We start from the raw sequence: 12,233 nt of genomic DNA on the forward strand, positions 1-12,233 counted from the left end.
CGCCTGCGGCTACGCGGCGCTGGGCCCGTGCCACGCCGCTGGCGCCCGGGTCGTGGTCGGCGGGCGCGGTGCCGCCGATGCGGAGCGGATGTGGGTGACCGAGGCTAACGCCTCGTTGCCCTGCCCGTCGTGCGGCACCTTACGACAGGCCAGCCAGGCGACGGTCATGCCCACGATCGCAAGCCCGAGAGCCGACAGGACCAGCACATCGCCGAAAGCCAACAGCACGACGATGCCCGCCGCGATCCACGCCGCCTCGCCGACCGGGTTACGGGATTGGTTGTTGTGCAGCATGTCGGCCTCGCTCGGATCGGGTGCCACCGTATGGCGATTGCAACGCGAGCAGGACCGCAAACACTGCCCAATCACGGGCGATGGTGACCCACCTCACGGTGGTCCGACGAGAGCCGCCTGGGGGAATCGAACCCCCGACCTATTCATTACGAGTGAATCGCTCTACCGACTGAGCTAAGGCGGCGCGCCCCTCAGCGGGGCGGCACGAGTCTACGGCAGGCGGGCGCGCGGGCCCAATTTCAAACCCGTAGTTCTTGCCCGATGGTGGCCACCATGGCGTCGACGGCGAACTTGGGCTTGACGTTGACGGCCAGCGCTTCGCGGCATTCCAGCACCGCCTCGATGCAGCGCAGCAGCCGCTCGGGCGGGGCATGCGCGGCCAGCGCCGCGACCCGCTCGGCCATGTCCGGATGGTTGGCGCGCACCCCGCCCGCCCGCGCGGACACCACCAGCGCGTCGCGGAAGTACGTCGCCAGGTCGATCAGCGCCCGGTCCAGCGCGTCGCGCGACGCCCTGGTCTGGCGAGACTTCTGCCGTCGCTCGAGATCCTTGATCGCCCCGGCGGCGCCGCGCATGGGCCCGGCGGTGCCCTTGCCCGTACCGCCGGCCCCCAGCGCCGTCCGCAGCTCCTCGGTCTCGGCCTCGGCACGGTCAGCGGTCAATACGACGGCCTCGGTCTCGGCCGCGGCCACCAACTCCTCGGCGGCGGCGTAGGCGCGCGCGGGGGTCGCGGCATCGCGCACCAGCCCCAGCGCCCGCTCGCGTCGGTCCCGGGCCTCCGCATCGGTCGCCAGCCGACGCGCCCGCCCCACGTGGCCACCGCTGACCGACGCCGCCCAGTTGGCCGTTTCGGCACTCAGCCCGTCGCTGTCGATCAGCACCTGCGCGATCGACTCGGGCGACGGCGTCACCAACGCGACGTGCCGGCATCGGGACCGCAGCGTGATCGCGATGTCCTCGGGATCGACCGACGGCGCGCACAGCAGGAACACCGTCGACGGCGGCGGTTCCTCGACCACCTTCAGCAACGCGTTGGCGGCGCCTTCGGTCAACCGATCGGCGTCTTCGACCACCACGATCTGCCAGTGCCCGGTGGTCGGGCGCCGCGAAGCGATCTGCACGATCGAGCGCATCTCGTCGACGCCGATGGACAGGCCTTCGGGGATCACCCGGCGGACGTCGGCGTGGGTGCCGGCCATCGTCGTGGTGCAGGCCCGGCAGCGCCCGCAGCCGGGGCCTCCCTCCGCGGCCGAAGAGGTGCATTGCAGCGCGGCCGCGAAGCACAGCGCGGCGACCGATCGTCCCGAACCGGGTGGCCCGGTGATCAGCCACGCATGTGTCATAGTCCCGTGGTCCGCGACGCTGTGATCGGGATCACTTCGGGCGGCGCGCGCGGCGGCCAGCAACGCGGCCTCGACGGCTTCCTGGCCTACCAACCGCGTAAACACTCCGGACATCACCGGCAACACTAGTGAGACAGACCGACGTCCACCCGCCGGCTACCGTATCGCGACAATTCCGTGATCTTCTCCGGCATTTCGCCAGGACCGGACGAGTTGCCAAAGCAATTAAGGGTTGCCGACTAGTCCCTGCCGACCGATACGGTGGGTTGGTGGCAACACCGGGCGCTCTTCCCGGGCGAATCAGTGCGTTCGTCCGGTGGGTGGTGCGCACGCCGTGGCCGCTGTTCTCGCTGAGCATGCTGCAGGCCGACATCATCGGCGCGCTGTTCGTGCTCGGCTTCCTGCGCTACGGCCTGCCGCCGGAGGACCGTATTCAATTGCAGGATCTGCCGACCATGAACCTGGCGATCTTCGCCGGCTCGCTGGTCATCTTGTTCCTTGTCGGTGTGGTGGTCAACCTCCGGCTGCTGATGCCGGTGTTCCGCTGGCAGCGCCGCGACAACATGCTTGCCGAGGCCGACCCGGCCGCCACCGAACTGGCCCGCAGCCGCGCCCTGCGCATGCCTTATTACCGCACCCTGAGCACCGTTGTGTACTGGTGTATCGGCGGCGTGGTGTTCGTCGTCGCCAGCTGGTCGGTGGCCCGGTTCGCCGCGCCCGTCGTCACCGTCGCCACCGCGTTGGGGGCGGCGGCCACCGCGATCATCGGCTACCTGCAATCCGAGCGAGTATTGCGGCCGGTGGCCGTGGCCGCCCTGCGCAGTGGGGTGCCGGAGAACGCCAAGGCGCCCGGCGTCATCCTGCGCCAGATCCTGACCTGGATGCTGTCCACCGCCGTGCCGCTGCTGGCGATCGTGCTCGCCGTGGTGGCCGACAAGATTTCGCTGCTGCGCGCCGCACCGGAAAGCTTGTTCAATCCGATCCTGTTGCTGGCGCTGACCGCGCTGGGCGTCGGGCTGATCAGCACCTTGCTGGTGGCCATGTCCATCGCCGACCCGCTGCGCCAGCTGCGCTGGGCGCTCTCGGAGGTGCAGCGCGGCAACTACAACGCGCACATGCAGATCTACGACGCCAGCGAGCTCGGCCTGCTGCAAGCCGGATTCAACGACATGGTTCGTGACCTGGCCGAGCGGCAGCGGCTGCGCGACCTGTTCGGCCGCTACGTCGGCGAGGACGTGGCCCGCCGGGCGCTGGAGCGCGGCACCGAATTGGGCGGCCAGGAGCGCGACGTCGCGGTGCTGTTCGTCGACCTGGTCGGCTCGACGCAGCTGGCCGCGACGCGACCGCCCGCCGAGGTGGTCCACCTGCTCAATGACTTCTTCCGGGTGGTGGTCGACACCGTAGGGCGCCACGGCGGCTTCGTCAACAAGTTCCAGGGTGATGCCGCGCTGGCCATCTTCGGCGCACCCATCGAACACCTGGACGCCTCCGGTAGCGCGCTGGCGGCGGCCCGCGAGCTGCACGACGAGCTCCTGCCGGTGATCGGAGCGGCCGAGTTCGGCATCGGAGTGTCCTCCGGACGAGCCATCGCCGGCCATATCGGCGCCCAGGCCCGCTTCGAGTACACCGTGATCGGCGACCCGGTCAACGAGGCGGCCCGGCTGACCGAGCTGGCCAAGCTCGAACCCGGGCATGTGCTGGCGTCGGCGATCGCGGTCAGCGGCGCGCTGGACTCCGAGGCGCTGTGCTGGGATGTCGGCGAGGTCGTCGAGCTACGCGGCCGCGCCGCGCCTACTCAACTGGCCCGGCCGTTGAATCTTGCTGCCCCGCCGGGTGTTTCGACACCACCGCGCGCCGTTAAAGATGTAGCCAGCGAGATTATGTGATCGGCAGGCGCTAACCGCGCTTGGCGGCCTTTTTCGCCGGGGCCTTCCGCGCGCTTTTCTTGGCGGGCCGTTTCACCGGACTCCGGGCCCGCCGGTCGGCCAACAGCTCGGCGGCGCGCTGGTCGGTAATCGACATCACGTCGTCGCCCTTGCGGAGGCTGGCGTTAGTCTCGCCGTCGGTAACATAGGGCCCAAATCGCCCGTCCTTCACCACCATTGGCTTACCCGACACCGGGTCATTGCCCAGCTCGCGTAGCGGCGGGGCCGAAGCACTTTGCCGGCCACGTCGTTTCGGCTCGGAGTAGATCTTCAGCGCCTCATCGAGGGTGATGTCGAACATCATCTCCTCGGTCGCCAGCGAACGAGAATCCGTGCCGCGCTTCAGGTATGGGCCGTAGCGGCCGTTCTGCGCGGTGATCTCCTCGCCCGAGGCAGGATCGACACCGACCACCCGGGGCAGCGAGAGCAGCCGCAACGCGTCCTCGAGCGTGACCGTCTGCAAATCCATGGTGCGTAGCAGCGACCCGGTTCTGGGCTTGGGGCCGGTCGGCTTCTTGCCTTTTTTCGCCGGGGCCGCCTCGCCGTCCTCCGGAGGCGGTTCGGGCAGCACCTCGGTGACGTACGGCCCGTAACGGCCGTCCTTGGCGACGATTTCGTGGCCGGTCTCCGGGTCAATCCCCAGCGAGCGGCCCTCTTGCGGAGTGGCGAAAAGCTCCTCGGCCACCTCCAGCGTCAACTCGTCGGGAGTCAGCGAATCGTTGAGGTTGGCGCGCTGCGGCTTTGCCTTCCCGTCGTCGCCGAGGATCGTGCGCTCCAGGTACGGCCCGTTCTTACCGACCCGGACGTAAACCGGACGCCCCTCCGAATCGTCAAACAGCTTGATGGAGTTGACTTCTCGGGCGTCGATACCCTCCAAGTTGACCCCGACGAGCTTCTTGAGCCCGCCGGCGCGCGCCACCGAATCCTGCACGCCGTGGTCGCCGCCGAAGTAGAAGTTGTTGAGCCAGTTGGTGCGTTGCTCGTTGCCGGACGCGATCGCGTCGAGCTCGTCTTCCATCGCCGCGGTGAAGTCGTAGTCGACGAGTCGGCCGAAATGCTGTTCCAGCAGACCCGTGACGGCGAACGCGACCCACGAGGGCACCAGCGCGCTGCCCTTCTTGTGCACGTAGCCGCGGTCCTGGATGGTCTTGATGATCGACGAGTACGTCGACGGGCGGCCGATACCCAGCTCCTCGAGGGCCTTGACCAGCGAGGCCTCGGTGTAGCGGGCCGGCGGGTTGGTGGCGTGGCCGTCGGGGGTGAGCTCGAGGGCCGCCAACCGCTGTTCCTCCGTGAGGTGGGGCAGCCGGCGCTCGGCATCGTCGGCCTCGCCGCCGGCCAGCTCGTCGACGGTCTCGACGTAGGCCTTCAGGAAGCCGGCGAAGGTGATGGTCCGCCCGGTCGCGGAGAACACCACCGGCCGGTCGCCGGATTGGCCGTTGATCCGCAGACTCAGCGTGGTCCCGCGCGCGTCGGCCATCTGCGAGGCGACCGTGCGCTGCCAGATCAGCTCGTAGAGACGGAACTCGTCGCCGTCGAGCTCGCGGCACACGGCGTCCGGGGTGGCGAACGTTTCGCCCGCCGGGCGGATCGCCTCGTGCGCCTCCTGGGCGTTTTTGACCTTGCGGGTGTACTGGCGCGGCGACGGGGACACGTACTCGTCGCCGTAAAGCTGGCTGGCCTGGGTGCGGGCCGCGTTGATCGCCGACTGCGACAGCGTCGTCGAGTCGGTACGCATATAGGTGATGTAGCCGTTTTCGTAGAGCCGCTGGGCGATGCTCATCGTCCGCTCGGACGAGAAGCGCAGCTTGCGGCCGGCCTCCTGCTGCAGCGTCGACGTCATGAACGGCGCGTACGGGCGGCGGGTGTAGGGCTTCTCCTCGACCGAGGCCACCGACAGCTGCGAGCCGCGCAGACCCGCGGCCAGCTCCGTGGCTCGTGCTTCGTCGAGCACCACGGCTTCGTCGGCCTTGCGCAGGACGCCCAGCGAGTCGAAATCGCGGCCGGTGGCGACCCGCAGTCCGTCGAGGGAGGTCAGCCGGGCGGTGAAGGTGGGCGGCTGCGCGTCGGGGTCGGAGATGCTGGCGTCCAGCTGGGCCAGAATGTCCCAGTACGACGCGCTGCGGAACGCCATGCGGTCGCGTTCGCGCTGCACGATGATGCGGGTGGCCACGGACTGCACCCGGCCCGCCGACAACCGGGGCGCGACCTTCTTCCACAGCACCGGACTGACCTCGTAGCCGTACAAGCGGTCCAGAATGCGGCGGGTTTCCTGCGCGTCGACCAGGTCGATGTCGAGGTCGCGGGGGTTTTGCGCGGCCTCGAGGATGGCGGGCTCGGTGATCTCGTGGAACACCATCCGCTTGACCGGGATGCGCGGCTTCAGCGTCTCCATCAGGTGCCAGGCGATGGCCTCGCCCTCGCGGTCACCATCGGTGGCCAGGTAGAGCTCGTCGACGTCCTTCAACAGGCCCTTGAGCTCGGTGACCGTGCTCTTCTTTTCCGGGCTGATGATGTAGAGCGGTTCGAAGTCGGCGTCGACGTTGACTCCGAGCCGCGCCCAGGGCTCCGACTTGTACTTGGCCGGCACGTCGGCGGCGGCTCGGGGCAGGTCGCGGATGTGTCCTCGCGACGATTCGACGATGTAGGTGGAGCCCAGATAGCTCGCGAGTTTGCGCGCTTTCGTCGGCGACTCGACGATGACAAGTCGCCTCCGGCTGCCATTGCCGCTGCCGTCGCGGCCTGATGTCGGGTCAGCCACCTGCGCTTACGCTCCATATCTGCTCCCGGTCCCGTGCGGGACCGCCCTGGGAGGAAGAATGACAGGCAGACGTCTGAAATTCCGCTGAAATTCAAATACGCCGACGTTCCTACCCTTCGGGCACCTGACAATTTCGCACCCGGAGGCAGGCCGACGCAAACCGACTCCCCGGGCGGGCGGGCTAGACCCGCGGCCACAGCGCCGACGCCTCGGCGCCGTCGGGATGTTCCCCCACGTTCTCTACCAGCCGCGATAGCCTGCGGCGTCCGCTGATCCGCAGCGCCGGGCGCCCGCCGCGGGTGCCGATCAAGGTGGGCGCGATCCCGACCCGCATCAGCGCCGAGGCCAGCGGCGAATGGGTGTCCGGGGCGTGTGGATCCAGGCCCAGTTGATAGTGGTCGCCCTCCGGCGTGCCGGCCGCGATGGTCCAGGCCCGCAACTCGCGCGGGCCGGGCAGCCATCGGGGCGGCACAGTCTTGACCGCCCCGCGCGTCCATTCGGCGGCGATCGCCGTCAGCGACGGGTCGACCGCGGTCCGCACCAGGGGCGTGTCCTCGTCGGTGCGGCCGATTTCGGGGACCAAGCCGGCCTCGGCGATCATCTCGGCCAGAGCCGAGGCGCGCCACTGCTGGTCCACGACGACCGACAGCCGGGCGCCACGACCCTCGGCAGCGCCCACCGTCACGATTTGGCCAGAAGCCGCCAGCACCCCGCACAGGTCGGCGACCGCGGGCGGCACCGCCTCCGCAGTGAAGAAGGAAAGCTGGCTCACCACATCGACAGTAAGCCAGCCTGCCCGTCGCCGCTTTGAGGCATCCGGCGCGCCGGGACACCCGGCGTGTCGCCCGCTTGGGGCCGAAGGTTGCCCGGGAGTGAATAGATAGTGAAAACCCCCCGGCGGCACCCGCAAAGCGGGTTGCACGGGGGGTTTTCGTCAGAATCCGCTCGATTAGACGGAGCGGACTCCGGTGGCCTGGGGGCCCTTAGGGCTGTGGCCGATCTCAAACTCGACCTTCTGATTTTCTTCGAGGGTGCGGAAGCCCGAACCCTGGATCTCCGTGTAGTGGACAAAAACATCCGCGGAACCATCCTCGGGGGCGATGAAACCGAACCCCTTCTCCGCGTTGAACCACTTCACAGTTCCCTGTGGCATTTCTCGATCTTTCCTTTTCTTCAAGGTTCGGAGCACCGCTTTTCGGTGCCCCGGGCCCGTTGTCGCCGCCATACCTCGCGGAGTCGTCGGAACTTCACCCGAACGTTAACCTCGCAGGAACCGCGGGTCGCAACGTCGATCCTGCGAAGTTTTGACACGAACACAGAAGCTACGACCGCAAACAGTCAATCACGTTCAACGCGTCGGCGACAGACTTGTGTCCCCGACTGATTCTTGGAGGGTGCGACGTGGCGAGTTTCGGCAGCGACCTGCTCGCCGTCGCGCTCGCCGGAACCGCGCCGGACGAGCATCCGCTGCGCCACGTCGCGGAGCTGCCGGCCCGGACCGGCCGGCCCCACAGGTGGCCGGAATGGGCCGAATCCGACGTCATCGCGGCCTTCACCGCCCGTGGCATCAGCGCGCCGTGGTCACACCAGGCGCAGGCCGCCGAATTGGCCCACGCCGGGCGTCATGTCGTGGTCAGCACCGGCACCGCGTCGGGCAAGTCGCTGGCCTATCAATTGCCGGTGCTCAATGCGCTGGCGACGGATCCGTTGGCCCGAGTGCTGTACCTGTCGCCGACGAAAGCCCTTGGTCACGACCAGTTGCGCGCCGCGCACGCACTGACGGCCGCCGTGCCGAAACTGGCCGACGCGGCGCCGGTCGCCTACGACGGGGACAGTCTCGCCGAGGTGCGCCGCTTCGCGCGCGAGCGCTCCCGCTGGCTGTTTTCCAACCCGGACATGATCCACTTGTCCATTTTGCGGAATCATCCGCGCTGGGCCGTGTTCCTGCGCGGCCTGCGCTTCGTGATCGTCGACGAATGCCATTACTACCGCGGTGTTTTCGGCTCCAACGTGGCGATGGTACTGCGCCGGCTGTTGCGCCTGTGTGCGCGGTACTCCAGCGCGCCGACGGTGATTTTCGCCAGTGCGACGACGGATTCACCCGGCACGACAGCGTCCGAACTGATCGGCCTGCCCGTCGAAGAGGTCACCGAAGACGGCTCACCGCAGGGTGAACGCACCGTCGCGCTGTGGGAGCCCGCGCTGCGCACCGACGTCACCGGTGAGCACGGCGCCCCGGTGCGCCGTTCGGCCGGTGTCGAGGCGGCCCGGGTGATGGCCGACCTGATCGCCGAGGGCGCGCAGACCCTGACGTTCGTGCGCTCCCGGCGGGCGGCCGAATTGACCGCGCTGGGCGCCCGGGCGCGGCTGGACGACGTCGCCCCGGACCTGTCGCAGCAGGTCGCCTCATACCGGGCCGGTTATCTCGCCGAGGACCGCAACGCGCTGGAGCGCGCGCTGGCCGAGGGCCGGTTGCGGGGCCTGGCCACCACCAACGCGCTGGAATTGGGCGTCGACATCGCCGGACTGGACGCGGTGGTGCTGGCCGGATTTCCCGGCACGGTCGCCTCGTTTTGGCAACAGGCCGGCCGGTCGGGGCGGCGCGGGCAGGGCGCGCTGGTGGTGCTGATCGCCCGCGACGACCCGCTGGACACGTATCTGGTGCACAATCCCGCAGCGCTGCTGGGCAAGCCGGTCGAACGGGTGGTGATCGACCCGGCCAACCCCTACCTTCTCGGTCCCCAACTACTTTGTGCTGCAACAGAATTACCGCTCGACGAGGCAGAAGTTCGAGAGTTCGGTGCCGCAGGCGTGGCCGAGGGACTGGTCGACGACGGGCTGTTGCGCCGCCGCGGCGACAAGTACTTCCCCGCACCGGGCCTAGAACCGCATGGGGCGGTGGACATCCGAGGCTCGACGGGCGGCCAGGTCGTCATCGTGGAAGCCGACACCGGGCGGCTGCTGGGCAGCACCGGAGTCGGGCAGGCGCCCGCCTCGGTGCACCCGGGCGCGGTTTATCTGCACCAGGGCGACACGTATGTCGTCGATTCGCTGGATCTCGACGACGCGATCGCGTTCGTGCACGCCGAGGATCCCGGCTATGCAACGTTTGCGCGCGAAATCACCGACATCAAGGTCACGGGCACCGGCGAGCAGTCGACGTTCGGTGCGGTGACTCTGGGCGTGGTGCCGGTCCGGGTCATTCACCAGGTCGTGGGCTATCTGCGTCGGCGGTTGTCCGGTGAGGTCATCGATTTCGTCGAGCTGGACATGCCCGAGCACGTCCTGGACACCATCGCGGTGATGTACACGATCACACCGGAAGCGTTGGCGAGCAATGGAATTGATGCAGCGCGGATTCCCGGCTCGTTGCACGCGGCCGAACACGCCGCGATTGGGCTGCTACCGTTGGTGGCCAGCTGCGACCGCGGGGATATCGGCGGGATGTCCACCGCGGTCGGCCCGTTGGGCGAGCCCAGCGTGTTCGTCTACGACGGGTACCCGGGCGGAGCGGGATTCGCCGAATGCGGATTCCGCCAAGCACGAACCTGGCTCAGTGCCACCGCCGCGGCCATCGAGGCGTGTGAATGCCCGATGGGCTGTCCATCCTGCGTGCAGTCCCCCAAATGCGGCAACGGTAATGACCCGCTGGACAAGGCGGGCGCTGTGCAAGTGCTCAGGCTCGTGCTGGGGGAGTTGCCGTAGCGATCGCGCCGAGCAATCCACGGACGGCGACCGACCCCTCGACGGTCGACCTCCACGGAACTGCATACAACAACCGCCGAATGCGTTTCCGTTTACCGAAGAAACGCCAGCATGCTGTCTCAAAGCGCGACCAACGGCCGGAGCAGAAAACCTACCAAGGCTGTGATGGCGTTTGCAAACTTACCAGTAACTTAGCGGCGGCGAAGTCGATTCGACCTATCGCCGAACCGGTGTCGCGACGGATTTGCTGGCGCAATGACCGTCCGCCCGGGGATCCCTCCGAGTCCGGGTGCGCCCTAAAATTGACCGCATGGCCCACGACTGGTTGCTCGTGGAGACACTGGGGGACGAGCCCGCCGTGGTAGCACAGGGGCGGCAACTCAAGAACCTTGTCCCGATCACGACTTTTCTCCGCCGCAGTCCCCACCTCGCCGCCGTCCGCACCGCGATCGCGGAGTCGATGCGCAGCGGGCAGAGCCTGACCAGCATCACTCCCAAGCACGACCGGGTGATCCGCACCGAACCGGTCGTCATGTCGGACGGCTGCATCCACGGTGTGCACGTGTGGACCGGACCCGCCGACATCGAGCCACCCGAGCGGCCCACCGCGGGCCCGCTGAAGTGGGACTTGACCCTTGGGGTGGCCACCGACACCCGCGAGTCGCTGGCGATCAGCGGCAAGAACCCCGACGTCGAAGTCATTTTCGGCCGGGCGTTTGCCGAAGACCTCCCTTCGCGGGAGCTCAATCCGAACGAAACCAAAGTGCTTGCCATGGCGGTCAAGGCAGTGCCGGGCCAAACTATCTGCAGCACTTGGGATCTCACCGACTGGCAGGGAAATCCTATCCGGATAGGCTTCATTGGCCGCAGCGCGCTGGAACCCGGGCCGAACGGCAAGGACCACCTGGTCGCCCGCGCGATGAACTGGCGCGCCGAGCTCAACGGCCCGATTGTCTCCACCGACGACCTGGCCCTGCGAATCCTCAACGGGCTACGGCAGGGCGGAGTGCACCGGGCGCTCGTCGACCTGAACAACTGGACCCTGCTGAAGTGGCTCGACGCGCCTTGCACCTTTTACGACTGGCGGGGCGCCGACAAAGACCAGCCGAAGGTCCATCCCGATGACGTGCACCAAATGTCGTCGATGACAAAGGAATTCGGTAGGGGATCGACTAACCGCATGCTGCGGATGCGCGGCTTCGACGGCAAGTGGGTGCCGGTGCATGTGACGGCCAACCGCGTGGAACTCGAACCCGACACCTTCGTCGGGCTGCTCTCGCTGCGCTTGCCCAGCGACGAGGAGCTGGCCAACGCCGGGCTACCAACGGCTGCGGAAGGCAGCGCCTGATCATGGCGCGTCGACCGGCCCGGCCCGGGCGGCGGCCTCGGCCACCCCGCCGAACAGTGCCGCGACGCGCACGGTGACGACGACGTCGAGATCGTCGGCCCGGCAGCCTACATCGCCGATTCACATGCCGCGGGCCACCGCACTGGCCCGGGCGCAGGCCGCCTCGGCTCCGGAAGGCAGCCGCGCCGCGGCGGCCAGCGCGGCCAGGTCCGCGGCCGCCTGCGCGCGATGGCGTGCCACCACCGCGGATCCGAGGTACGCACCGGCAGCCGTGACGCACAGCAGCACCGCGACCATCGCCGCCGCGAGTACGGTCGCCGAACCGCGGTCATCCCGAAGGCTCCGCCGCCGAGACCGCGTTGGCGCTGATGTCCAACGCGGGCAGCACCTTCGAGTGCGCCACCACCGTGGCCACCAGGAAGTCTCCGTCGCGGCGGACCTGGACCCGCGATCCGCCCGGGGCGATGCGCCGGGCCGCGGCGAGCGCCGAACGTTCGTCGCCACGCGCGGCCAGTCGGGCGGCCTCGCGGGCGGCCTCGACACAGCGAACCTGCATCGACACGGCATTGATGCCGGCCAGGCATCCCACCAGCACGGTAACCAGCGCGGCGATCGCCAATACCGCTTCCACGGTGCTCGCACCACGGCAATCGGCTAGACCTTGGTGTTGAACGCACGACCGATGATGTTGGTCAGCGCCGACACGATTGAATTGCCGGTGACGACGGTGTAGAGAATCGCGCCGAACGCGGCCGCGGCGACGGTACCGATCGCATACTCCACAGTCGACATCCCCGACTCGTCGGTGGCGAGCATCGCCATCCGCGCCGTCAGCGCCCGAAACATCTTGATCACCA

11 protein-coding genes and 1 tRNA gene are annotated in these 12,233 nt (G+C 68.3%); 3 read left to right on the forward strand and 9 right to left on the reverse strand.

Annotated elements, in window-relative coordinates:
* Positions 1 to 9 precede the first annotated feature (9 nt).
* The 3 genes from T428_RS0109640 to T428_RS0109650 all read right to left on the reverse strand — a co-directional run bounded on the left by T428_RS0109640 (position 10) and on the right by T428_RS0109650 (position 1,751).
* Positions 10 to 321, reverse strand: coding sequence for a hypothetical protein (locus T428_RS0109640; RefSeq protein WP_025736318.1), 312 nt, complete (start codon positions 319 to 321; stop codon positions 10 to 12).
* 84 nt (positions 322 to 405) lie between these two features.
* A tRNA-Thr gene (locus T428_RS0109645) sits at positions 406 to 478 on the reverse strand.
* Positions 479 to 533: 55 nt separating this feature from the next.
* A complete protein-coding gene (locus T428_RS0109650) occupies positions 534 to 1,751 on the reverse strand; it encodes a DNA polymerase III subunit delta' (protein WP_025736319.1) in 1,218 nt (405 codons plus the stop codon).
* Between the two features lie 110 nt (positions 1,752 to 1,861).
* Here T428_RS0109650 and T428_RS0109655 point away from each other — a divergent pair, with 110 nt between their 5' ends.
* Positions 1,862 to 3,523: an adenylate/guanylate cyclase domain-containing protein gene (locus tag T428_RS0109655; protein ID WP_156942918.1), complete on the forward strand. Its 1,662-nt coding sequence runs from the start codon at positions 1,862 to 1,864 to the stop codon at positions 3,521 to 3,523.
* 10 nt (positions 3,524 to 3,533) lie between these two features.
* Here T428_RS0109655 and topA read toward each other — a convergent pair whose 3' ends face one another.
* The 3 genes from topA to cspA all read right to left on the reverse strand — a co-directional run bounded on the left by topA (position 3,534) and on the right by cspA (position 7,476).
* The gene (gene topA / locus T428_RS0109660) at positions 3,534 to 6,323 is read right to left on the reverse strand and encodes a type I DNA topoisomerase (protein ID WP_025736321.1); all 2,790 of its coding nucleotides are present in this window, start codon (positions 6,321 to 6,323) and stop codon (positions 3,534 to 3,536) included.
* A 181-nt stretch (positions 6,324 to 6,504) separates the two neighbouring features.
* On the reverse strand, positions 6,505 to 7,095 hold the full coding sequence (locus tag T428_RS0109665) for a hypothetical protein (RefSeq protein WP_025736322.1): 591 nt from the start codon (positions 7,093 to 7,095) through the stop codon (positions 6,505 to 6,507).
* Positions 7,096 to 7,272: 177 nt separating this feature from the next.
* Positions 7,273 to 7,476, reverse strand: a complete 204-nt coding sequence (gene cspA, locus T428_RS0109670) for a cold shock protein CspA (RefSeq protein WP_007166602.1) — start codon at positions 7,474 to 7,476, stop codon at positions 7,273 to 7,275.
* Between the two features lie 248 nt (positions 7,477 to 7,724).
* Between cspA and T428_RS26905 the strand changes: the two genes are divergently transcribed.
* Entirely contained in the window at positions 7,725 to 10,028 is a 2,304-nt protein-coding gene (locus tag T428_RS26905; protein WP_036467609.1) for a DEAD/DEAH box helicase, read from the forward strand.
* 310 nt (positions 10,029 to 10,338) lie between these two features.
* The gene (locus T428_RS0109680) at positions 10,339 to 11,376 is read left to right on the forward strand and encodes a PAS domain-containing protein (RefSeq protein WP_025736323.1); all 1,038 of its coding nucleotides are present in this window, start codon (positions 10,339 to 10,341) and stop codon (positions 11,374 to 11,376) included.
* A gap of 120 nt (positions 11,377 to 11,496) precedes the next feature.
* Here T428_RS0109680 and T428_RS35710 read toward each other — a convergent pair whose 3' ends face one another.
* From T428_RS35710 to T428_RS0109695, 3 genes are read right to left on the reverse strand one after another with little or no spacing between them, the layout of a single operon-like run.
* On the reverse strand, positions 11,497 to 11,673 hold the full coding sequence (locus tag T428_RS35710; RefSeq protein WP_342666193.1) for a pilus assembly protein TadG-related protein: 177 nt from the start codon (positions 11,671 to 11,673) through the stop codon (positions 11,497 to 11,499).
* Between the two features lie 31 nt (positions 11,674 to 11,704).
* Positions 11,705 to 12,007: a TadE family type IV pilus minor pilin gene (locus T428_RS34335; protein WP_025736324.1), complete on the reverse strand. Its 303-nt coding sequence runs from the start codon at positions 12,005 to 12,007 to the stop codon at positions 11,705 to 11,707.
* Positions 12,008 to 12,030: 23 nt separating this feature from the next.
* The gene (locus T428_RS0109695) at positions 12,031 to 12,222 is read right to left on the reverse strand and encodes a DUF4244 domain-containing protein (RefSeq protein ID WP_156942919.1); all 192 of its coding nucleotides are present in this window, start codon (positions 12,220 to 12,222) and stop codon (positions 12,031 to 12,033) included.
* Positions 12,223 to 12,233: the final 11 nt, after the last annotated feature.

The sequence above is a fragment of the Mycobacterium genavense ATCC 51234 genome (assembly GCF_000526915.1).
Classification (GTDB): Bacteria; Actinomycetota; Actinomycetes; order Mycobacteriales; family Mycobacteriaceae; genus Mycobacterium; species Mycobacterium genavense.